The organism is Actinoplanes auranticolor, from assembly GCF_018332655.1.
Taxonomy (GTDB): Bacteria; Actinomycetota; Actinomycetes; order Mycobacteriales; family Micromonosporaceae; genus Actinoplanes; species Actinoplanes auranticolor.
On record NZ_BOQL01000014.1, the window covers coordinates 235,669 to 257,736 of the forward strand.

Genomic DNA, 22,068 nt, shown 5'->3' on the forward strand with positions numbered 1-22,068 from the left:
GCTCAGCCCGGCAGCAGGTGACGGGCGTTGTGCAGCGCCTGCCACTGCTCGCCGCTGCGCCAGGTGACCTGCTGGGCCAGGTAGCGCCGCAGCTTCGCCAGGTCCTCCGGGTTGTCCTTGGCCGCGGTGCCGGCCAGGCAGGACACCAGATCCTCGGCCGTGCCCGGCTCGCCGCGCAGGAACCAGCCCCGCAGCCCGACCGCGTGGGCGACCGAGACCGCCTCGGCGGTGCTCATGACCGCGGACAGCCGGTCCATCGAGTCACCGCGTGCGGTCTCCCCGGTGCGCAGCTCCCGGAACGTGGTGACCAGCACCTCGAGGACGTCGCGGCGCGGCTCGGCGGTCACTCCGGAGCGCCGCAGCAGGGCCGACGCCTCGGCCTCGACCAGCGCCAGCTCGGTGGTGAAGTCGGCGATCGGGAACACCGTCTCGAAGTTGAAGCGCCGCTTCAGCGCGGAGCTCATGTCGTTGACGCCGCGGTCCCGGGTGTTGGCGGTGGCGATGATGCTGAAGCCGTCGCGGGCGAACACCATCGACTCGGGGCCGGTCAGCTCGGGGATGGCCAGGACCCGGTCGGACAGCGGGGAGAGCAGGCAGTCCTGGACCTCCAGCGGGCAGCGGGTGATCTCCTCGAAGCGGACGGTGCGCCCCTCGGCCATGCCGCGCAGCAGGGGCGCGGGCACCAGCGATCGTGGCGAGGGCCCGTCGGCGACGAGCAGGGCGTAGTTCCACGAGTAGCGGATCTGGTCCTCGGTGGTGGCGGCGCCGCCCTGGATGGTGAGGGTGGAGTCGCCGCTGACCGCGGCGGCCAGCAGCTCGGACAGCAGGGATTTCGCGGTGCCGGGCTCGCCGACCAGCATCAGCCCGCGGCTGGTGGCCAGGGTGATCAGCGCGCGTTCGATCAGCGAGGGGTCGCCGACGAACTTGCGGCTGATGCCGAGCTTGCTGTCGCCGACCACGAACCGGCGGGCCGCCTGCACACTGAGCACCCAGCCGGGCGGGCGCTCGGCGTTGTCGGCCGCCCGCAGCCGGGCCAGCTCGTCGGCGTAGCGCAGCTCGGCCGGCGGCCGCTGCACCTGACCGGCGGATTCGGCAACCTCCACAACGGACTCGGGGCCGAGCCCGGCCGGGTCGGAGGACGGACGGGTGGCGGTCATGCGGTCAGCTCCGTCAGGTCGCGGATGATCTCGGAGGCGACGACCGGGTCCAGCCGGCCCAGCGGGACACGGCCCGGGTTCGGGCTCCAGCGCCCGCCCGTGCCGTCGAATACGAAGATCGTCTTCAGGGTCTGCTCCGGGAAGATGTCCATGGCGCCGATCGCGATGCCCGGGTCCAGGTCGATGATGACCTCCTGGCCCGGGCCCACGACCAGCTCGATGCGGCCCTGCACGCCCCCGTCCTGCGGGGTCTCGCGCCGCCAGCCCTTGCGTTCGAGGCCGATCACCCGTCCGGTCGGCACGGTGTGCCCCTCGAAGCGGGTCAGCTGGCCGCTCGCGGCCTCCTCGGCGGTCAGGCTGAACGTCTCCCGGCTGAGCTGCGGGAACGGCTGCAGGATCTCGTAGTCGGCGAAGACCTCGACCCAGTCGGCCAGGGTGTCGCCCAGGTGCAGCGGGTGCGCCACCCCGACCGACGCGTCATCGGCGAGCGGTGTCCCGTCGTCGTGCACGTCGGAGAAGCTGCGGTCCTCGGCGACCCGGATCGCCCCGGCCGGTTCGCCGCTCTCGTCGTAGACGGCCCAGACCAGGCGCCGGACGATGTGCCAGAGCAGCGGGTGGGCCACGAACAGCTGCCGGAACTCCGCGCCGGTCCAGCGGCGGCCGGTGACCATCGCGCGTTCGAGGCGGCGGATCTGGTCGGTGGCGACCGTACGGACGTCCTTCTTCAGCGCGGTGAACTGCTGGTGGGCCGCGGGCGCCAGCTCGGCGTCGTCGCGGGCGCCGGGCTTGGGCAGGGCCTTGAGGTGCTTGCCGGCGCTGTCCGCGACGTACGGGCGCAGCTGCTCGTCGAACCCGACCGTGAACTGCCGGCTGCCGTAGTCGAGCACCATGCTGCCGGCGTCGTCGAGCCCGAACCGGGGCACCAGCCGGTCGGCGAGCTGATCGGCGCTGAGCCCCAGCCCGGCGGCGACCTCCTCGATCTTCTGACCCGCCGCCGCCTTCAGCCCCTTGAACTTGGCCCGTTGCGCGATGCCGTGCAGGTGCATGAGGGCGACGTCGGTGCCGATCCGGGCCAGGATCTGCACGCCGGTGACCGCCCGCGCGTGCCCGCCCTCGCCCGGCCAGGCCAGGATCAGCGGGGTCAGCCGGCGTACGGTCTCGTCGTCGCCGACCACCCCGAGCATGTCGAGGACCCAGCTCTCCTTGCTGTTGGCGCCGGAAGCCTGCCAGCGCTGGAAGAGCCCCCAGGCGAACTCGGCCAGGCCGGCCGGCTCACACGCCTGCTGGACGACGTCCACTCCGGCGTACGGTGTCCCGGCCCGGCCGAGGGCGAACACCATCACGAGGTTGGTCACCGCCTCGGGTGGGAGGGCGCCGGCGCCGCCCCGCAACTGCACCGGCGGCAGCAGCCTCGGGACGGCCCAGGCGGGCACGGCGGGGAGCTTCGCCGGCAGCACCGACAGCGGATCGGTGTCCAGCAACGTCTGGATGGCCGCGGCTGCGGCCTCGCCGTAGCTGCGGGCGGCCGCGCGCACCGCCTCGGTGTGTCCGCCGGCGTGCAATCCGAGCAGCGCCTCCTCGGCCTGGCGGCGCGGGACACCGGCCTTGTCGAGAGCCGCCGGCACCAGCGCCCGGGCGGCCGCTTCGGGGTGCCGTCGCAGCCAGGTGAGCGCGGTCTCGCGGACGCTCTTGAGCCGTGCGTACGCGTCGGCCATCAGGACCGCGACCTCCGGAGCGGCGAAGGGCATCAGCAGCCCGGCCGCGTCCGCGGGGCTGCGCCGGGCCAGATCCAGCGCCGCCGGCAGGGCGTCGAGCTCGAACCGGGCCACGACGATCCGCATCCACAGGGCGGCCTGCCAGGTGTCGCGCACACGCCACGTCGCCAGAAGCGGGCGGGCCAGTTCCTCGGGTGCGACGGCGAAGAACTCGGCCGGCACGAACCAGGAACCGCCGCCCGCCGCGATCTGCTCGGCCTTGCGCTGCCAGTCCTTGGTGCCGTCGGAATACATCTCGTAGCGGGTCTGCCGCCAGCTCTCACGTTCGTCGGAGAGCCAGCTGATCGACGGACTGTCGGCGCAGGCCAGGCCGGTGATCACGACCGGCTTCGCCGCCCGCTGCGACCGCTGCCACGGCGGATCGAGCAGCAGTGGCGGCACTGCCGACAGCGGTGCCGTCACGACCGCTGCCGCCTGCTCGCGGATGGTCTCCACCCGTTGCCGGGCCGCGGCGCTGAGCAGCGGCAGGACCTGGTCGACGACGCCGGGGTGGGCCAGGACGTGGGAGCGCAGCAGCTCGGCCACGGCGGGCTTGGTGGCGCTCTCGCTGAATATCCGCAGGGCCCGCGCGGGACTGCGGTCGGCCGCCTCGAGCAGGACCGGCGGAACGTACTTGACGTCGATGCGGTCGATCAGCCCGCGCATCACCTCGTCGCTGGGCAGCATGGCGAGGATGCCGAGCAGACGCCGCTCGGCCTCCGCGTAGTCCATCGTGTCGAACCAGTGGAACAGGGCCGGCCCGGCGCCGACCCCGACACCGTCGATGAGGGTGGTCAGCATCGGCAGGGAATCCCCGATGGCGAACGCGCTGACGTGCTGCGCGAGAGCGGTCGCCTGCTGCTCCGAACCGGCGGCGCTGAGCAGTGCCGCGGCCCGGCTGCTGTCCGCGTCGGCGATCGCGGCGTCGATGTCCTCGGCGACCCACTCGTGCTGGGTCGGCACCAGCACCGACGTCGCCACCCGGGCGTAGGCGCCGGCCGCCCGGCAGGGCGTGATGGCCTCGATGACCTCGGCATACTCCTCGTCGGAGGCCGCTGCGAGCGCCGTGCGGACGCGTAGTGCGGTGATCAGCGCCGGGTCGCTGTGCCAGCCGTGTCGCTCCTCGCCGGGGCGGAGGATCCGGACGCCGAACTGTTGCCGGGCGCCGTGGCGGGGGCCGGGCGGGAGGCCGTCGTCGAGCTTGAGGGTCATCAGGTCGACCGCGGCGAGGGCGGCGAAGCGCAGGCCGCGCTCGACGATCCAGAGGTCGGCGAAGGCGACGAACTTCTCCTGGAACCGCCAGCTGCCGAGGGTCGCGGCGGTGGCGACGGCGGCCGCTCCGAGCGGGGTGGCCTGCGGATCTCCCTCGAGCCAAGCCGTGCCGGCCCGGGCCACAGCCGGATCGGTGGCCGGCGCCTGGAACGCCTTGACGACTCCACCGGGGCGGCGGCCGAACAGCTCGTCGGTCACCGCGCGCGCCTTGGCGTCGGGCCGGAAGGTGGTGAAGCCGCTGCTGCCCCGGCGGGCGGAACGGTGCCGGTGCCAGGCGGCGGGGAAGACGAAGGTGTCCTCGTCCGCGGGCTCTTCGGTGGGGGCGGGCGGCGCGGGATCCGGTGTGCGGGAGGGGGACGCCGGTGCGGTTGTCGCGGCCGTCTCGCCGTATCCCTTCCTGATCTTCTCCGCGATCAGCTTGCCCTCGTGGGCCGCGGCCTCGGCCGCCGACGGGAAGGTCTTGACCTTGGTCTGGCCGGCCGTGCCGGTGCGCCCCCAGCGGACCGTCACCTCGGTCCCGTCCCGGTCGATCTCCCAGAACTTCGCCGACGTGCCGTCGGCGAACTCGAAACTGCGCATGTGCGAAACCCTCCATCGGCACCCGGTGCGAGGCACGGTAGCGATCCGGTACGACAAAATCACGGGATGGCGAGACCGGTGGTGGGGGTTGGATTGATCTTGGTGGATCCGCGCGGGCGGGTGCTGCTCGGGAACCGCATCAAGGCCGGCGAGGAGCCGACCTGGTGCCTGCCCGGCGGGCACGTCGAGGGCGGGGAGACCATCGAGCAGGCCGCGGCCCGGGAGGCGGCCGAGGAGGCCGGCATCGGGGGTACGCAGCCCGAAGTCATCGCCATCGGCGTGCAGACCACGGGCAGCGGGATGACCGCCGCGGCCGTGGCACCGTGGCCCGGCACGGCGCCGCAGGCACTCGAACCGGAGGTCATGACCGACTGGGGCTGGTACGCCCCGGACGAGCTGCCCGAGCCGCTCTACCCGCCGTCGGCCATGAGCCTCACCGTCTGGCGCGGCCTGCCCCCGCCCGAGGGCTGGCGCGTCTACCCGGTGCGTTAGCCGCGTTCGGCCGCGACCAGTTCCCGGGTGGCCGGGGCGACCTCGGCGGCGAAACGCTCGATCGTCGCGGGGTCGTCGGCGGCCAGGATGAACGCGCTGACGCCGTACTCCAGGGTCAGCCCGGCCAGGTCCTCGGCCCATTGTTCGGCCGGGCCCTGCAGGAAGGCCCGCCCGGCCGGGGCGAACTCACCGCTGATGTTGAGCAGCCGCCGGACCGCCCGGGGATCGCGGCCGGCCGCCTGCGCGCCCTCGTCGATGTGCTGGTTGATCGCCGTCAGGTCGTCCGCGCCGTTCGCCAGGTAGCCCAGCGACGGCAGGACCCCGTCCGCGGCCCGGCCGATCAGCCGCAGCATCCGCGGCTTGTACGCCCCCACCCAGATCTTGATGTCGTGCGCCGGCGCGGGCCCTCGCTTGGCCCCGCTGACCCGGTAGTAGTCACCTTCCACCTTGACCGGCCCGGCCTGGTCCGCGGCCCAGATCTGCCGGATGATCTCGATGCCCTCGGCCAGCGCCGCCACCGACTCACCCGGGCTCAGCCGGCGGCTGCCCATGGCCTCGATCGCGTCCCAGAAGCCGCCGGCGCCGATGCCCAGCTCGATCCGGCCGCCGCTGAGCAGGTCGAGACTCGCGGCCGCCCGGGCCAGTACCGCCGGCGGCCGCAGCGGCAGGTTGAGCACGTTGCCGCTGAGGTGGATCCGCTCGGTACGGGCCGCCGCGTACGACAGCAGCGTCCAGGTGTCGTGGAAACGCGGCAGGTACGGGTGGTCCTGGAAGGTGGCCAGGTCCAGCCCGGCCCGGTCCGAGACGACGGCCAGTTCCGCCGCCTGGTGCACGGGTTGCGCGGTGGGCGTGATGAACGTGCCGAAGAGCAGGTCGTGCCCGTAGTCGGTCATCGGGTCTCCAGGGTGGTCCGGATCGGGAAGTTGTCGGCGAACAGGTGCTGCGGGTCGTAGCGGCGCTTGAGCTCCCGCAACCTCTCCAGGGTGCGGGGCGGGAACGCGTCGGCGAGGCGTTCCGGGCGCTGGTCGCTCTCGAAGCTCAGGTAGAGGCCGTCGAAGTGGACGGCGAGGGCGTCCCAGAGCGGGTCGAGCCGGCGCCGGCTGGGACCCATGACCACCACCGAGAAGTTGGCCGAGCGGTACCCGTAGGCGGTGGCCCCCGCCGGGACGTCGGCCACCGCGCCGCCGACCGTGCGGATCTGGAACCAGTGGATCGCGCCGCTGGCGATCAGTTCGGCGGCGGCCGCGGCGAACTCGGGGGTGAGGTGCTCGATCAGCCCGGACCGCGAGACCGGCTCGCCCTCGGCCCGGTGGTAGCCGTCGGCGGCCCGGGCCAGCACCGCCGCGTACGGCGCCAGCACCACGTTCTGCTGGTACAGCGGCCCGGCACCGGCCACCGGGGTGAGCTGGTCGATGATCGTCTGCGGGTCGTCGTTGTCGACCATGGCCATCAGCTGCGCGACGCCGGGCTGACCCGGACGCGGCCGGCCCATGATCAGCTGCCCGCTGAGGTCGCGCGGCGCGGCCTCGATCGCCGCACCCCAGCGCACCAGCAGGTCGGCCGGATCGTCGGCGCCCACCACGAACTGCGCCCAGCCCACCTCGCCGACCTCGTCCACCTCGAAGTCGAACGAGGTGACCACGCCGAAGTTGGCTCCGGCCCCGCGCACGGCCCAGAACAGCTCGGGATTCTCGTCCTCGGCGGCGCGGACCACCGAGCCGTCGGCCAGCACCATCTCCACCGCGCGGAGGTGGTCGATGGTCAGCCCGTGCTTGCGGGCCAGCCAGCCGACCCCGCCGGCGGTGGCCAGGCCGCCGACCCCGACCCCGCCGTAGTCGCCGGAGCTCAGCGCCCAGCCGTACGGCCGCAGCACGTCGGCCACCTCCGACCAGCGGGCGCCCGGCCCGACCCGGATCAGCCGCCGCTGCTCGTCGAGCACCTCGATGGTGTTCATCGCGGCCACACTCAGCACCAGGCCGCCGTCGTTGGTGGACCGCCCGCTGATCCCGTGCCCGGCGCTGCGCACCGAGAACGGCAGGCCGGGATGGGCCCGGACGAAGGCGAGCGCGTCGACCACCTCGGCGGTGCTGCGCGCCCGCAGGACCAGCCCCGGTGCCCCGCCGCGCAGGTAGGTCGAGCGCACCCGGGCGTAGTCCAGGTCGCCGGGCTCGACGGCTTGCCCGGCGAGGCTCGGGGGCACGTTGTCGTAGTCGATACCGGGACGGCGCTTGGCGCGTACCGATGCGGGCCGGAAGACGGCGGTGGGCGCCGCCGGCAGCTCACGGGCCACGGCCTCGCGGAGCGCCGGCATCACCTCGCGGGCGAAGCGGTCCAGCGTGGCGATGTCGTCGGCCCGGACGACGAACGTGCTGACGCCGTCCTCCAGCGCCAGCGCGAGCAACTCCGGCACGGTGTGCTCGGCGGTGACGTGCAGCAGGCGGCGGATCTCGGCGGGCTCGCGGCCGGCTTCCAGGGCGGCCTCGTCGATGATCTTGTTGGCGGCGGCGTACTCGGCGGGCCGGAACGCGGTCAGCGTGGCCGACCAGCCGTCCGCCTTGCGCCCGGCGAGCCGCAGCACCGGTGCCTGATCCCCGTCGAGCCGGATCGGGATGCGGTGCGCGGGCAGCGGACCGCGCTGCGCCTGCGGGATGCGGTAGTGCTCACCCAGGTGCCGCAGCGGGCGCGGCTCGCCCGCGTCCAGGACGCCACGGACGATATCGATCGCCTCGTCCAGCGCGGCGACGGCCCGGTCCGTCCCGGTCCGGCGGCCGCCCATCGCCTCGATCGCGTCCTGCTCGCCGCCCCGGCCGAGGACCAGCTCCAGCCGGCCGTCGGAGAGCAGGTCCAGGCTCGCCGCGGCGCGGGCCAGCACCGCGGGATCACGCAGCGGAACAGCGAGCGCGGCCGGCGCCAGCCGCACCCGCTCGGTACGCCCGGCGACCCAGCCCAGCACGGTCCACGCGTCGAGCAGCCCCGGCTCGTCCGGGCGGTCTTCGACGGTGACCAGGTCGTAGCCGAGCTCCTCCGCGCGGCGGGCCAGCTCGACCGCCTCCACGGGTGTCCCGGCCGGCGACGCGACCAGGGCGCCGAACGTCAGCGGGTGTCCGTAGTTCATCGCGTACTCCTCAGCACCCCGGTTGATACATCAACCCAGTTGATACATCAACCGGCGACCTTCCGGCAAATGGAAGTACGATTCCCCGCGTGAGTGCGACCGCCGACGTCTCCGCCGCCTGGCAGGCGTATCAGCGCATGCGCCTGCAGCTCAACGGCCGGATCAGCCGTGAGCTCTACCGCTCCACCGGGCTGTCCGAGGCCGACTTCGACATCCTGTTCCTGCTGGAGGAGTCCCCCGGCGGCAGCGCGCGCTCGATCGCCCTGCGCTGCGGCCTGGAGTGGGAGAAGTCACGGCTGTCCCACCAGCTGCGCCGGATGCAGGGCCGCGGGCTGATCACCAAGACCGCCGACGCCGTGGTGGAGCTCACCGACAAGGGACGCGAGCAGATCGCCGCCGCCCGGGCCTGTCACGGCGCCGCGGTCCGCCGCTACTTCGGCGACGTGCTGACCGACGACCAGCTCGCCGCTCTCACCGCGATCTCCGACCAGGTGGTGGCCCGGCTGGCGGACGACTCCGCCCGGGACCACGCGCACGCGCAGCCCCGGGCGGAAGCCTGACCTACGGCTGACTGCGCGGGCTGTCCGGCGCCAGCGTGTCGATGAACTCGTGCGGGTCGTGCACCTCGACGGTCCGGCGGGCGGCGTCGGCCTCGGCCGCCAGCGCCTTGGCCGCACCGGCCGGGTCGGCCCCGGCCCGCTTCGCGGCGGCGACGACCTGGTTGTAGGCGCCCTCGGCGAACGCGTACGCGGCCCGGTAGTCGTGCCGCGCGAACGCCTTGGTCGACAGGCCCAGCAGCACGTCCGCCGCGCGCAGCTGCACCTTCGCCTTCGCGGCCCGGGGCGCGGCCAGCACGTCGGCGGCCAGCCGGTTCGCGGCCTCGTGGTACGCCGCGGTCAGGAACCGGTCGCTGTTGTCCCGGTCGAACTGGCTGAAGTCCCAGTTGACGTCGAGGTAGCTCATCATCGAGTTGCTCTCGTCGCCGGCGTTGACGAACAGGAAGCCGCCCTCGGGCCCGTAGTCCACTCCGGTCTCACTGTCGTAGCCGTCGTGCGGGTGGCTCATGCCCACGTGGTGGCCGACCTCGTGGATCTGGGTGGTGGTCAGGCCGTACCCGGCGGCGACGATCTCCGGCGAGATGAAGCTGAAGACCCCGGTCTGGGTGCCGTCGACGTAGTTGTCGTCGGCGAAGCCCAACGCCGGCACGTCCACGCCCTCACCGACGGCGTAGTTGAACAGCGGGATCTCGTAGTCGACCCGGCCGGCGTCGTCCTTGGTGCGCTCCAGGTTCGCCCAGTTGTAGAGATACAGGTTGGCGAACGCCGGGTAGCCCGAGTCGGGGTAGCAGCTGGTGTCGGTGAGTACGCCGAGGTAGCACTCCTCGGCCTTGGCGTCGTACGGCAGGTCCTGGTTGTCGAAGTCCAGCCGGTTGCGCCAGCGCAGCTCGGCGAGCTCGTCGATCAGCAGCTCCGGGGTGATGTACCGCTCGGACGCGTCGACGCCGGGCCAGCCCTCGTAGGTGTTGCTGTCGACGTTGAGCGACTTGGGCGGCTCCGCCGTGGGCAGCTCCACCGGGTAGAGCGGCGACGACGTCATCAGCAGGTTCAGCGCGACGTAGCGGGTGATCAGCGAGAGGTCACCGGCCAGGGCCCCGGGCGCCCGGAAGCCGCCCGCGGCGTACTCCCAGGTCGGGGGCATCCGGTAGTCGACCACGCCGTCGCCGTCGAGGTCCGGGTTGTCGACGTCGTAGTTGCTGGTCCAGGACTCGGGACCGGCGGACAGGTCGTGGAACCAGACCCGCCGGGTGCTGCCCAGACCGGTCTCCTCGTCGTCGGCGGTGGTGCCGCCCCAGGCGATGACCTTGCGGCTGTCCCGCTCCTTGCCGAAGTCGTATCCGGTGTCGGGGTCGGGCTCGCCGGTCTTGGTGTAGACGTGGAACTTGAAATCGGAGCGGCCGTACCAGTTGATGAAGAAGACCGTGTTGCGCCGGGTGTCGACGCCGGCGGGCGGGTTGTACGCGAGCCACTTCTCCACGCTGGGCGCGTCGATGGCGTGGTTGGCGGTGATGTCCTTGACGTTGTTCGCCTGCTCGTTGTAGGCGGTCTGGTATTCCGTCAGCGGCGCGGGTTTGGCCAGCTTGCCCAGCTGCTGGAAGAACTTGTTCTCGTACGACGGGCTGCCGTAGCTGACCTTGTAGTCGTAGGTGTAGGTGATGCCCAGCTTCTCGGTCTGGCCGTAGACCAGCCGGTAGCGGACGACGGGTTCGTACTTCTTCGGCAGGCCGGACAGGTAGGCGGCACCGACCTGATCCGGCTCGTAGCCGAGGAAGACCACGTTGACCGGCACCTTCTCGGTCAGCCGGGGCTGGCCACCCGGGTGCAGGTAGGCGTAGGAGGATCTCGGTGCGGCGCCCGCTGCTCCCGCGGACGCACCCACCATCGCCGTAATCAGCGCAACGACGAGCGCGGCTCTCCGTCTCATGCGGCCACGCTGCCACTCCGCGGACCCCGGGTAAAGATAGACGCAGGTAAAGGCATGGATACGTTGCCGGGCCGCTTGCCGGGCTTTGCCGGGCGCACGATCTAAGCTCTGCGGGTGGCGAAGTATTTCGACGTACATCCGGACAATCCGCAGGCCCGGTCCATCTCCCAGGTGGTCCGCATCCTGCAGGACGACGGGCTGATCGCGTATCCGACCGACTCCTGTTACGCCCTGGGCTGCCGGGTCGGCAACGCCAAGGGCCTCGACCGGATCCGCGAGATCCGCCACCTGGGCAGCGACCACCACTTCACCCTGGTCTGCCGCGACTTCGCCCAGCTCGGGCAATTCGTCCACATCAACAACGCGGTCTTCCGGGCGGTCAAAGCCGCGACGCCCGGCAGCTACACCTTCATCCTGCCGGCCACTCGGGAGGTCCCGCGGCGGCTGATGCACCCCAAGAAGAAGACCGTCGGGGTACGCATCCCGGAGAACACGGTGACCAGCGCGATCCTCGCCGAACTGGGCGAGCCCCTGCTCTCCAGCACCCTGCTGCTGCCCGGCGAGGAAGAGCCGCTCACCCAGGGCTGGGAGATCAAGGAACGGCTCGACCACGTGGTGGACGCGGTGATCGACTCGGGCGAGTGCGGCACCGTCCCGACCACCGTCATCGACCTGTCCGGCGGCGAGCCGGAGATCCTGCGGGTCGGCGCGGGAGACCCCGCACGTTTCGAATAACGGTGGCGGCCGCTCCTAGGCTGATGGGTACCACGCCCGAGAAGAGGAACCGACGATGTATCTGCCCGTGCCGGCCCAGGTCGATCTGGGTGCGCTGGACCACGACGTGCTGCATTTCTGGCAGGCCGAGAGTGTGTTCCACCGCAGCCTCGAGCAGTCCGCGGGCCGCCCGGAGTGGATTTTCTACGAGGGCCCGCCCACCGCGAACGGCATGCCCGGCACGCACCACATCGAGAGCCGGGTCTTCAAGGACGTCTTCCCGCGGTACAAGACGATGAAGGGCTTCCACGTCGCCCGCAAGGCCGGCTGGGACTGCCACGGCCTGCCGGTCGAGCTCGCGGTGGAGAAGGAGCTCGGCTTCACCGGCAAGCAGGACATCGAGGCGTACGGCATCGCCGAGTTCAACGCCCGCTGCCGGGCCTCGGTCACCCGGCACACGGACGCGTTCGCTGAGCTCACCCGGCGGATGGGCTACTGGGTCGACATGGACGACGCGTACCGGACCATGGATCCCGGCTACATCGAGTCGGTCTGGTGGTCGCTGCAGCGGATCTTCGACCAGGGCCTGCTGGTCGAGGACTTCCGGGTGGCGCCCTGGTGCCCGCGGGACCAGACCGCCCTGTCCGACCACGAGCTGGCCCAGGGCTACGAGCAGGACGTCGACCCGTCGGTCTACGTGCGCTTCCCGCTGACCTCCGGCCCGTTCGCCGGGCAGGCGTCGCTGCTGGTGTGGACGACGACGCCCTGGACGCTGGTCTCCAACACCGCCGTCGCGGTCAACCCGGAGGTCACCTATGTCGTGGCGACCGACGGCAACGAGCAGCTCGTCGTCGCTTCGGACCTGCTCGCGGAGGTGCTCGGCGCGGCCTGGACGACAGTGGCCTCCTTCACCGGCAAGGAGCTCGAACGCTGGACCTACGAGCCGCCGTTCGACCTGGTCGAGGTGCCGGACGCGCACATCGTGATCCTGGCGTCGTACGTGACCACCGACAGCGGCACCGGCCTGGTGCACCAGGCGCCCGCCTTCGGCGCGGACGACCTGGCCAGCTGCCGGGCGTACGGGCTGCCGATGGTCAATCCGGTACGGCCCGACGGCACGTTCGCGCCGGAGGTGCCGCTGGTCGGCGGCGTGTTCTTCAAGACCGCGGACGCGGCGCTGGTCACCGACCTGCAGAGCCGCGGCCTGCTGTTCCGCGAGACCCCGTACGAGCACAGCTACCCGCACTGCTGGCGCTGCCACACGCCGCTCATCTACTACGCCCAGCCCTCCTGGTACGTGCGCACCACTGCCGTCCGCGACCGGATGCTGCGTGAGAACGAGCGCACCAACTGGCAGCCCGAGACGATCAAGCACGGCCGCTACGGCGACTGGCTGACCAACAACGTCGACTGGGCGCTGTCCCGGCAGCGTTACTGGGGCACCCCGCTGCCCATCTGGCGCTGCCCGGAAGGCCACCTGACCTGCATCGGCTCCCTGCACGAGCTGAGCGAGCGCACCGGCGAGGACCTGTCCGCGCTGGACCCGCACCGGCCGTTCATCGACGCGGTCACCTTCGCCTGCGAGTGCGGCGCCACCGCCACCCGGGTGCCCGACGTCATCGACGCCTGGTACGACTCCGGCGCGATGCCGTTCGCCCAGTTCGGCTACCCGTACCGCAACAAGGAGCTGTTCGAGCGCAGCTATCCGGCGCAGTTCATCTCCGAGGCGATCGACCAGACCCGCGGCTGGTTCTACACGCTGATGGCGATCGGCACGCTGGTGTTCGACCGGTCCTCGTACGAGAACGTGGTCTGCCTGGGGCACATCGTGGCCGAGGACGGCCGCAAGATGTCCAAGCACCTGGGCAACATCCTCGAGCCGTTGCCGCTGTTGGAACGGCACGGAGCCGACGCCGTGCGGTGGTTCATGGCCGCGGTCGGCTCACCGTGGTCCTCCCGCCGGGTCGGGCACACCACCTTGCAGGAGGTGGTCCGCAAGACCCTGCTGACGTACTGGAACACGGCCGCTTTCCAGGCGCTGTACGGGCGTACCGCCGGGTGGACGCCGTCGGAGTCGGACCCGGCGCCGGCCGACCGCCCGGTCCTGGACCGCTGGGTCCTGTCCGAGCTGCACACGCTGGTCCGCGACGTGGACGCGGCGCTGGCCGCCTTCGACACCCACGAGGCCGGCAAGCTGCTCGCCGCGTTCATCGACGACCTGTCCAACTGGTACGTGCGCCGCAGCCGCCGCCGCTTCTGGCGCGGGGACCCGGCCGCGCTGGCCACGCTGCACGAGGCGCTGGCGACCGTGACGCTGCTGATGGCGCCGATCACGCCGTTCATCACCGAACGGATCTGGCAGGACATGGTCGCGCCGGTCACGCCGACCGCCGCGCCCTCGGTGCACCTGGCCGCGTACCCGGTCGCCGACGAGTCCCTGATCGACCCGCAGCTGATCGACCAGATGGCGCTGGCCCGCCGGCTCGTCGAGCTGGGCCGCGCGGCCCGGGCCGACTCGGGCCTGAAGACCCGGCAGCCGCTGTCGCGGGCGCTGGCGTCGGCGCACGGGTTCGCCGGCCTCTCCCCCGAGCTGCTCGCCGAGATCGCGGCCGAGCTGAACGTCGGCGTGGTGCTGGCGGTCGGTGCGGCCGGCGACTCGCTGGTGGACACCACGGCCAAGGCCAACTTCCGGCCGCTGGGCAAGCGCTTCGGCAAGGGCGTGCAGCAGGTGGCGGCAGCTGTGGCCGCTGCCGACGCGACGGCGCTGAAGGAGTCCCTGCGCTCAGCCGGCACCGCCGCAGTCATCGTCGGCGACGAGACCGTCACCCTCAGCCCTGACGAGGTGATCATCACCGAGACGCCGCGCGAAGGCTGGGCGGTCGCCGCCGAGGCCGGCGCGACGCTCGCCCTGGATCTGCACCTGACGCCGGAGCTGCGCCGGGCCGGCCTGGCCCGCGACGCGATCCGGCTGATCCAGGAGGCCCGCAAGACCAGCGGCCTGGAGGTCTCCGACCGGATCGCGCTGCGCTACGCGGCCACCGACGACGACACGGCGGCCGCGCTGGAGGAGCACGCTCAGCTGGTCGCCGACGAGGTGCTGGCCACGGACTACGCCCCCGGGGAGCCGTCCTGGGCCGAGGCCGTCCCGTTCCGCGAGGAGGCGATGGGCCTCACCTTCTGGCTCCGGAAGGCCTGATGGCCGCGGGCCGGTGGCTGCACGCACTCGCCGCCCTCACGCTCGTCGGCGCCTGCGCGTCGGTGCCCGCCAACGCCTGGACCGAGCTGTCGCTACCCGGCCCGGACACGCGACTGCTGCGGGACGCGATCGCGTGCGGGGAGCACTGGTACGTCGTCGGTGGCCACGCCGGCCCCGACGGCGAGACCAGCCCGGCCGCCTGGGACAGCACGGACGGCCGGAGCTGGCGCAGCCTCACGCTGACCCCGCTGCCCGGCAGCTACTACGGCCCGCGCAGCGTCCTGTACGCGGCGGGCTGCGCGAACGGCCGGATCGCGGCGATCGGCTCGCGCAGCGGCGGCGCGCACGGCAATCCGCGGACCAGCACGTGGTACCAGCGCCCGGACGGCTCACTCGCCGAGGCGGCGGCGCCCTTCGAGACGTACGGCGGCGACACCGCGGTCGACGTGGGGCGGATCTCGGGCGGTAGTGCGGGATTCCTGATCGCGGGCAACCGGACCAGCGGCGCGGCGGCCTGGCTGTCCCGCGACGGCACGAGCTTCCGCCTGTTCGAGAACGCCCCCGGCCTGGCCCGGGCCTTCGCGCGGGACGGTGCTGTCCTTGATGGACAGTTTGTGCTCGTCGGTGGCCTCCGCGACTCCCCGGCCGCGTGGAGCTCGGTCGACGGGAGTTCGTGGCAGCCCGCCGACGTGCCGGACGGGGACGGCTACGACGAGCTGCAGCGCGTGGTGCGGCTGGGTGCGGAGCTGATCGCGGTCGGGCCGCGCGGTGAGACGTTCGGCGCGTGGCGGGGCCCGGACTGGGTTGCGGTCGGTCGGTTCGGCCAGGCTGATGCCGCCGGCGTACGGTCGCTGACCGTCTCGGACGGGCGCCTGTACGCGGCTGCCGCCGGCCTCTGGCGTTCCGGTGATGGCGGCCGGTCCTGGGTGACCGTCACGACACCACGCGGTGCGAGTCCCCTGTCCGCCGTGGCCGGCCAGGACGGCGACATTCTGCTGGTCGCCGGCGATCGGGTCTGGCTGGCTCACGGGGTGTGACATCCCCCGCCGACCGGGACTTCACTCCGAGGCTGGTTTCGCGTCGCCGATGCCGCTCAGGCCGTCAGTTGTCGACACGCCCTAGGCGTGTGGCATTCCGCTCGCCACCGTGGCCACCGGGTCGGCCCTGCGGGTAGCCACCGCCATCCGGGGCAGCGGCACCGTCCTGCGCACCTGAGCGCGGGTCAGCAGAGTGACACCAGCGGCCGCCACCCCCGCGCTGGCCAGGGCGATCCCCGCACCCCAGGCACCACCGGTGATCTGCTCCCCCAGCAGCACCAGGCCGATCGCCGCCGCCGCGACCGGGTTGGCGAGCGTGCTCACCGCCAGCGGCGCACCGAGCCCGTCACGGTAGGAGCGCTGCGTGAACAGCATCCCGGCAGTGGAGAGCACGGCGATGGCGAAGGCCGCGACGGCGACCGTCGGGTCGAGCAGAGCACCGAACCCGTCGTCCGTAACGTGCACCGCGACGGTCTGGGTCAGCGCCGACGAGACGCCGAACGAGACTCCGGCAGCGGACGCCGCCCACAGGCCGGAGGCGCCGGGTACCGCGCCCCACCCGCCCAGGGCGGTCAGCAGAGCGGCGGTGACCAGCAACAAGCCGACGAGCTGGGCCGTACTCAGCACCGCGATGCTGTTGGTCGTACCGGCCAGCAGCAGGATGCCGACCAGCCCGGTCACCGTCAGGCCGATGCCCCGGCCCTCGGTCCGGCTGACCGCCCGCCGGGCCAGCATCGCCGCGAGCGGCACCGCCAGCACCAGCGTGAGCACGCCGAACGGCTGGACCAGCGACAGCGGGCCGTAACGCAGCGCGACCACGTGCAGGCCCGCGCCGACCCCGTTGAGGGCGATGGCCGTCCACCACAGCGGCATGCCGAGCAGCACGACGAGCGGCCGCTGCGCCACCCGCTCCTGGAGCACGGCCCCGGCGGCATAACCCGCCGCCGACGCGACGCAGAGCAGGACAGCGAGAACGAGCGCGCTCACGGCTGATCCCCGGGACGGACCAGACCGCTCTGGTACGCGATGACGACCAGTTGCGCACGGTCGCGGACGCCGAGCTTGCTCATCGCCCGGTTGATATGCGTCTTGACGGTCAGCGGCGACAGGTACAACCGCTCGGCGATCTCCTCGTTCGACAGCCCGTACGCCACCAGCGCCAGCACCTCCCGTTCGCGTTCGGTGAGCCCGCCGAGCTCCAGGGCGGCCGGCAGCGCGTTCGGCACCGGCTGGCTCAGGAACCGGCTGACCAGCCCACGCGTGGCCGCGGGCGAGAGCAAGGCCTCACCGGCGGCGACGACGCGGATGGCGTGCAGCAGATCCGCCGGATCGACATGCTTGCCGAGAAAGCCACTGGCCCCCGCCCGGAGCGCGAGTACGACGTTGTCGTCGTTCTCGAAAGTCGTCAGGACGAGCACCCGCACACCGGCCAGATCGTCGGCGGCGGCGATGAGGCGGGTGGCCTCGATGCCGTCCATGTCCGGCATCCGGATGTCCATGAGCACCACGTCGGCGCGGGCGGAACGGGCCAGCTCAACGGCCTCCCGGCCGGTCCCGGCCTCGCCGACGACCTCGACCTCGGGGTCGGGCTCGACGAACATCCGGAAGCCGGCCCGGATCAGCGGCTGGTCATCGACCAGCAGGACTCGGATGGTCATGACACGACCCGCTGCCCACGTCCGGCGCTGTCCTGCTCACCGTCGACGGTCTCCGCACCCGGCCGCCCACGGCCAGTGGCGCCCAGTGCCGCGGTGGCGCTTTCCGCGGTGGGCCGCCCTGCGCCGGACATTTCCGGGCTGGAGCTCTCTGCGCTGGCCCGCACGGCGCTGACGTGGTCAGCGCTGGGGCCATTGGTGCCGGGGCCATTGGTGCCGGCGCGGTCGGCGCTGGGCCGCTCCGCGCTGGGGCGGGTGGTGCCTGTGTTGTCTTGGGTGGGGAGGTCGGCGTGGACTGCGAAGCGGCCGTTGGCTTCCCGGCCCGCGGTCAGCTCGCCGCCGGTTGAGGCGGCGCGTTCGCGCATGCCGATGATGCCGTAACCGGAGCCGGATGGCGGGACGTCCGGCCGGACCTGGTTGATGATGTCCAGCGTCACCCCGTCGGCGGTGTAGGCCACGGTGAGCCGGGCCGTCCCGTCGCCGTACTTCTGGGCGTTGGTCAATGCCTCCTGGGCGATCCGGAACGCCGCCAGGTCGACCAGCGCCGGCAGCTCGCGGGCCTCGCCGAGCCGGCGGTGATCGACCCGCAGGCCGGCGGCCGCGAGGTCGTCCAGCAGACCGGACAGCCGGGCCAGGCCGCGGGTCGGCTCGGTGGCCGGCATCCCGTTCGCGTCCAGGTCGTCCGAGCGCAGCAGGCCGACCACCGACGCGATCTCCTTCAGCACCGCGTCCGAGGAGCGGCTGATGTGATCGAGCGCCGGGGCGACCTGCTCCGGGCGGTGCTGCAGGATGTGCTTGGCCCCGGTGGCCTGCACCTTGATGACCGCGATGTGGTGCGCCACGACGTCGTGCAGCTCGCGGGCGATCCGCACGCGCTCCTCGACGACCTGCCGCCGGGCTTCCTCGTCGCGGCTCTGCTCCGCGCGCCGGGCACGCTCCACGACCTCCGCCACGTACGCCCGCCGGCTGCGGGTGGCGTCGCCGACCGCGGTGGCCATGCCGATCCAGGCGAGCGCGCCCAGGGTCTCGGGTGCCCACCAGCCCTCGCCCGCCCAGAGGACGCCGCTCAGACACACGACTGCGCCGAGGCTGACCGCGGTGATCCACGCGGTGCGCCGGTCGGCCCACGCGGCATGCGTGAAGAAGAGCAGAACGAGGGCGATCAGCAGAATCGGCTGCCGGTCCCGCTGCTCGATGGTGAGCGCGACGGCGGCGAGCGTGGTGACGATGAGAATGACCAGGGTGTAGCGGCGGCGGAAGGTCATCGTCAGGAAGCCGATACCCGCGGCGACCATGTCGATGGTGTCCAGCATGCGGGGCTCCCCGCCGTGCCCGCCGCGGCGTACGGCGAAGAGCGCCGGCACCACCAAGGCCAGGGCGAGGGCGGCGTCGCAGAGCTGCGGATGGCGGCGTACGGCCTGCCACACCCGCGTCTCACGGACCTCGCCCAGCTCCATGACGATCACGTTACGCGCGGACCTGCCTGCGAAGCGTCGTCCCGGTGCGGTAACTCGGTGACCTCGACTACCACGCTGGTAGTAGTCCGATTCGCCCACCGCCGGACGACGCGGATCACCAGCGCGGCGAACCAGGCTGGGTCACATGATCGAGGTTCACGAACTCACCAAGCGGTACGGCGCCAAGACCGCCGTCGACAACCTGACCTTCACCGTCAAACCGGGCATCGTCACCGGCTTCCTGGGCCCCAACGGCGCCGGGAAGTCGACCACGATGCGGATGATCCTGGGGCTGGACCGGCCGACGTCGGGCACGGCCACCATCAACGGACGCCCGTACGCGCAGCACACCGCGCCGTTGAAACAGGTCGGCGCGCTGCTGGACGCCAAGGCTGTGCACACCGGGCGGTCCGCGTACCACCATCTGCTGGCCATGGCCGCGACCACCGGGGTGCCTCGCACCCGGGTCGACGAAGTGATCAACATCGTCGGTCTGCACGAGGTGGCCCGTAAGCGGGCCGGCGCGTTCTCGCTCGGCATGGGCCAGCGGCTGGGGATCGCCTCGGCGCTGCTCGCCGACCCGGAGGTGCTGATCCTGGACGAGCCGGTGAACGGCCTCGACCCGGAGGGCATCCTCTGGATCCGGCACCTGATGCGGGGCCTGGCCGCTCAGGGCCGTACGGTCTTCGTCTCCTCTCATCTGATGAGCGAGATGGCGCTGACCGCCGAGCACCTGGTGGTCGTGGGTCGCGGCCGGCTGATCGCGGACGTGTCGGTGGCCGACTTCATCGAGCAGGCCGCGCACGACTCGGTCCTGGTCCGCTCGCCGCAGGCGGTGCAGCTGCACGACCTGCTGTCCGGACCGGGCGTCACGGTGCTGAGCGTCGAACGCGGCGCCTTCGAGGTGACGGGTCTGTCCGCCGCCGCGATCGGCGAGCGCGCGGCCACGGCCGGTATCGCCCTGCACGAACTGACGGTGCAGCGGCCGTCGTTGGAGGAGGCGTTCATGGAGCTGACCAGGGACGCCGTCGAGTACCAGACCGTAGGAGCAGCCGCATGAGCACCGCGACCCTGTCCCCCGTCGCACCGAGCGTCGCCCCGGCGGCACCGTCCAGCCTGAGGGTCACGCAAGGCCGGGTGATCCGCTCGGAATGGATCAAATTCTGGTCCCTGCGCTCGACGACAATCACGCTGGCCACAGCGGTCGCACTGTTGATCGGCATCGGACTGCTCGCCTCCTCGATGCTCAACTCGGGCGCGGCGACCGGACCGGAAGCGGGAGAGTTGGGCCCGGTCGACGCGAGCCTGGCCGGCATCACGTTCGCCCAACTGGCGTTCGGCACCCTGGGCGTGCTGTTCATGGCGAGCGAGTACAGCACCGGGATGATCCGGTCGTCGCTGACCGCCGTACCGCACCGCCTGCCGGTCCTCTGGGGCAAGATCACCGTCTTCGCGACCGTGGTCTTCGTGATCGGCCTCGCCGCATCGGCAATCGCCTTCACCGGCGGACAGGCCCTGATCGGCGACGGCGCGGCATCCTGGTCCGACGCGGGCGTGGCCCGGGCGGTGATCGGCTCGGCGGTCATCCTGTCGGCCTCGGGCATCCTGGGCCTGGCGCTGGGAGCGCTGCTGCGCTCGACCCCGGCGGCGATCAGCACGCTGTTCGGGGCGATGTTCCTGCTGAGCGGGGTCGCGCAGCTGCTGCTGCCGGAATCGTGGCGGGACAATGTCGTGCAGTATCTGCCCTCTGATGCGGGCAGTGCGTTCACGTCGGTCAGCCAGGGGGCGGATGCGCTTTCTCCTTGGGTGGGGCTGGGGGTCTTCGCGGTCTATGTTGCCGCGGTGGTGGCGGGTGGGGCTTGGCGGTTGAAGCGGTCCGATGCTTGACGGCTCGGACGGGTTGGCCGGTCGCTCCTGATGGGGGTCGGCCGGCTGCGGCCGTTCCGGGCCTCCTTCGGGTTCATCGGTTGCTCGGCCGTTCGGACCACCGGGTTTCACCGCGATGACGAGGGCTGGCGGCGTGGCACCAGCGATGTGGGAGAGCCGCTCCGCGGCGAATCGACCACGTCGGTCCAGCGACGCGCGGCCTCACCCCCGCGGTGATCGGCGTTTGCCGGCCCGGGCGAGTTGCCGCTGCTCGCGGGCGCGGCCGCGCCGTGCAGAGCGGGGGCCATCGCGCCCAGCGGGCTCGACACCGCCGAACGCCTCGCCGCTGATCTGGGCGCCGACGGTGAGGACGAGCGCTGGCGGTGGACCGGGGGTTTAGGCTCGGATGATGGCTTTCGAGCAGCATGGGCACACCCACCGACTGGACTGGGTTGATCCGACCATCCGCGAATGGGACTGCACCGTTGTCTGGTCCGACCCGGCCGACCCCGACGCCGGAATCGTGCTCGACCGGTCCGCGTTCTACCCGGGCGGCGGCGGCCAGCCACCGGACCACGGCGTCCTGATCTGGCAGGGCGTGCAGACCCGGATCGTCGACACCCGCAAAGGCGACGAGCACTACCTGATCCCCGCCCCGGGCGACCCGGTCCCACCCGCCGGGGCGACCGTGCGCGGCGCGGTCGACGACGACCGGCGTACCACCCTGATGCGCACCCACTCCGGCTTGCACATCCTCTGCGGCACCGTGTTCCGCGACTTCGGTGCACTGGTGACCGGTGGGAACATGCAGCCGGGCGAGGCCCGGATGGACTTCAACCTGCCCGAGGTGCCGCCGGGCTTCAAGCAGGCCCTCGAGGACGCGGTGAACGCGGAGATCGCCGCCGACCGCAAGATCGTCGCCCGGGTGCTGCCCCGCGAGGAAGCGCTGGCGATCCCGGACCTGGTCCGCACGCAGGATGCTCTGCCTCCGCTGGAGAACCCGGAGATCCGGGTGGTGGACATCGTCGGCTTGGACGTGCAGGCCGACGGCGGTACGCACGTGGCCTCTACGGCGCAGGTGGGGCGCATCCAGGTGGCCAAGGTGGAGAGCAAGGGCCGTCAGAACCGCCGCGTCCGCATCAAGCTGGTCAGCTGAGGCCCGGCTCGCTGCCCGGCTGTCGTTGTATCTCCAGCGCGACGGATCCGGCACAGGCGGCATGTAGGGCCCCCGCCGCGGCCGGGAGCACTCGCTGGCGGGACGCGCCTGGCTGACGGCCGCAGCGGGTTCGGCCG

The 22,068-nt window shown here is 72.2% G+C and carries 16 protein-coding genes; 8 read left to right on the forward strand and 8 right to left on the reverse strand.

What is annotated here, in order from left to right:
* Nucleotides 1-2 precede the first annotated feature (2 nt).
* Together Aau02nite_RS07050 and Aau02nite_RS07055 are read right to left on the reverse strand one after the other, a co-directional pair.
* Nucleotides 3-1,157 carry an ATP-binding protein gene (locus Aau02nite_RS07050; protein WP_246594955.1) on the reverse strand — a complete coding sequence of 385 codons (1,155 nt, stop codon included), beginning with the start codon at nt 1,155-1,157 and terminating at the stop codon, nt 3-5.
* A complete protein-coding gene (locus Aau02nite_RS07055) occupies nt 1,154-4,762 on the reverse strand; it encodes a WGR and DUF4132 domain-containing protein (protein WP_212987479.1) in 3,609 nt (1,202 codons plus the stop codon). Before Aau02nite_RS07055 ends, Aau02nite_RS07050 begins: the two co-directional genes overlap by 4 nt.
* A gap of 66 nt (nt 4,763-4,828) precedes the next feature.
* Between Aau02nite_RS07055 and Aau02nite_RS07060 the strand changes: the two genes are divergently transcribed.
* Nucleotides 4,829-5,254, forward strand: a complete 426-nt coding sequence (locus tag Aau02nite_RS07060) for an NUDIX domain-containing protein (RefSeq protein ID WP_212987480.1) — start codon at nt 4,829-4,831, stop codon at nt 5,252-5,254.
* Here the strand turns inward: Aau02nite_RS07060 and Aau02nite_RS07065 are convergent.
* Together Aau02nite_RS07065 and Aau02nite_RS07070 are read right to left on the reverse strand one after the other, a co-directional pair.
* Nucleotides 5,251-6,147, reverse strand: coding sequence for an LLM class flavin-dependent oxidoreductase (locus Aau02nite_RS07065; protein ID WP_212987481.1), 897 nt, complete (start codon nt 6,145-6,147; stop codon nt 5,251-5,253). The genes Aau02nite_RS07060 and Aau02nite_RS07065 overlap by 4 nt on opposite strands.
* Nucleotides 6,144-8,369 carry an LLM class flavin-dependent oxidoreductase gene (locus Aau02nite_RS07070; protein ID WP_212987482.1) on the reverse strand — a complete coding sequence of 742 codons (2,226 nt, stop codon included), beginning with the start codon at nt 8,367-8,369 and terminating at the stop codon, nt 6,144-6,146. The genes Aau02nite_RS07065 and Aau02nite_RS07070 overlap by 4 nt, the downstream gene beginning before the upstream one ends.
* A gap of 89 nt (nt 8,370-8,458) precedes the next feature.
* Between Aau02nite_RS07070 and Aau02nite_RS07075 the strand changes: the two genes are divergently transcribed.
* A complete protein-coding gene (locus tag Aau02nite_RS07075) occupies nt 8,459-8,929 on the forward strand; it encodes a MarR family winged helix-turn-helix transcriptional regulator (protein WP_212987483.1) in 471 nt (156 codons plus the stop codon).
* Nucleotide 8,930: 1 nt separating this feature from the next.
* Here Aau02nite_RS07075 and Aau02nite_RS07080 read toward each other — a convergent pair whose 3' ends face one another.
* Complete coding sequence (locus Aau02nite_RS07080) at nt 8,931-10,850, reverse strand: zinc metalloprotease (protein WP_212987484.1); 1,920 nt, start codon at nt 10,848-10,850, stop codon at nt 8,931-8,933.
* 114 nt (nt 10,851-10,964) lie between these two features.
* Here Aau02nite_RS07080 and Aau02nite_RS07085 point away from each other — a divergent pair, with 114 nt between their 5' ends.
* The 3 genes from Aau02nite_RS07085 to Aau02nite_RS07095 are packed head-to-tail and all read left to right on the forward strand — an operon-like array spanning nt 10,965 to nt 15,797.
* The gene (locus Aau02nite_RS07085; RefSeq protein WP_212987485.1) at nt 10,965-11,585 is read left to right on the forward strand and encodes an L-threonylcarbamoyladenylate synthase; all 621 of its coding nucleotides are present in this window, start codon (nt 10,965-10,967) and stop codon (nt 11,583-11,585) included.
* A gap of 55 nt (nt 11,586-11,640) precedes the next feature.
* Nucleotides 11,641-14,760: an isoleucine--tRNA ligase gene (gene ileS / locus Aau02nite_RS07090; RefSeq protein WP_212987486.1), complete on the forward strand. Its 3,120-nt coding sequence runs from the start codon at nt 11,641-11,643 to the stop codon at nt 14,758-14,760.
* Nucleotides 14,760-15,797, forward strand: coding sequence for a beta propeller repeat protein (locus Aau02nite_RS07095; protein ID WP_212987487.1), 1,038 nt, complete (start codon nt 14,760-14,762; stop codon nt 15,795-15,797). Before ileS ends, Aau02nite_RS07095 begins: the two co-directional genes overlap by 1 nt.
* A gap of 81 nt (nt 15,798-15,878) precedes the next feature.
* On the opposite strand, the gene Aau02nite_RS07100 is transcribed toward Aau02nite_RS07095, so the two are convergent.
* From Aau02nite_RS07100 to Aau02nite_RS07110, 3 genes are read right to left on the reverse strand one after another with little or no spacing between them, the layout of a single operon-like run.
* A complete protein-coding gene (locus tag Aau02nite_RS07100) occupies nt 15,879-16,784 on the reverse strand; it encodes a DMT family transporter (protein ID WP_212987488.1) in 906 nt (301 codons plus the stop codon).
* Nucleotides 16,781-17,455, reverse strand: a complete 675-nt coding sequence (locus Aau02nite_RS07105) for a response regulator (RefSeq protein ID WP_212987489.1) — start codon at nt 17,453-17,455, stop codon at nt 16,781-16,783. Before Aau02nite_RS07105 ends, Aau02nite_RS07100 begins: the two co-directional genes overlap by 4 nt.
* Nucleotides 17,452-18,909: a histidine kinase gene (locus Aau02nite_RS07110; RefSeq protein ID WP_212987490.1), complete on the reverse strand. Its 1,458-nt coding sequence runs from the start codon at nt 18,907-18,909 to the stop codon at nt 17,452-17,454. Before Aau02nite_RS07110 ends, Aau02nite_RS07105 begins: the two co-directional genes overlap by 4 nt.
* Before the next feature lie 145 nt (nt 18,910-19,054).
* On the opposite strand from Aau02nite_RS07110, the gene Aau02nite_RS07115 reads away from it, so the two are divergent.
* From Aau02nite_RS07115 to Aau02nite_RS07125, 3 genes are all read left to right on the forward strand, one after another.
* Entirely contained in the window at nt 19,055-19,969 is a 915-nt protein-coding gene (locus Aau02nite_RS07115) for an ATP-binding cassette domain-containing protein (protein ID WP_212987491.1), read from the forward strand.
* Nucleotides 19,966-20,796 (forward strand): ABC transporter permease, encoded by an 831-nt coding sequence (locus Aau02nite_RS07120; protein ID WP_212987492.1) that lies wholly within the window; start codon nt 19,966-19,968, stop codon nt 20,794-20,796. The genes Aau02nite_RS07115 and Aau02nite_RS07120 overlap by 4 nt, the downstream gene beginning before the upstream one ends.
* Nucleotides 20,797-21,184: 388 nt before the next feature.
* A complete protein-coding gene (locus tag Aau02nite_RS07125) occupies nt 21,185-21,931 on the forward strand; it encodes an alanyl-tRNA editing protein (protein WP_212987493.1) in 747 nt (248 codons plus the stop codon).
* The last annotated feature ends 137 nt before the right edge of the window (nt 21,932-22,068 follow it).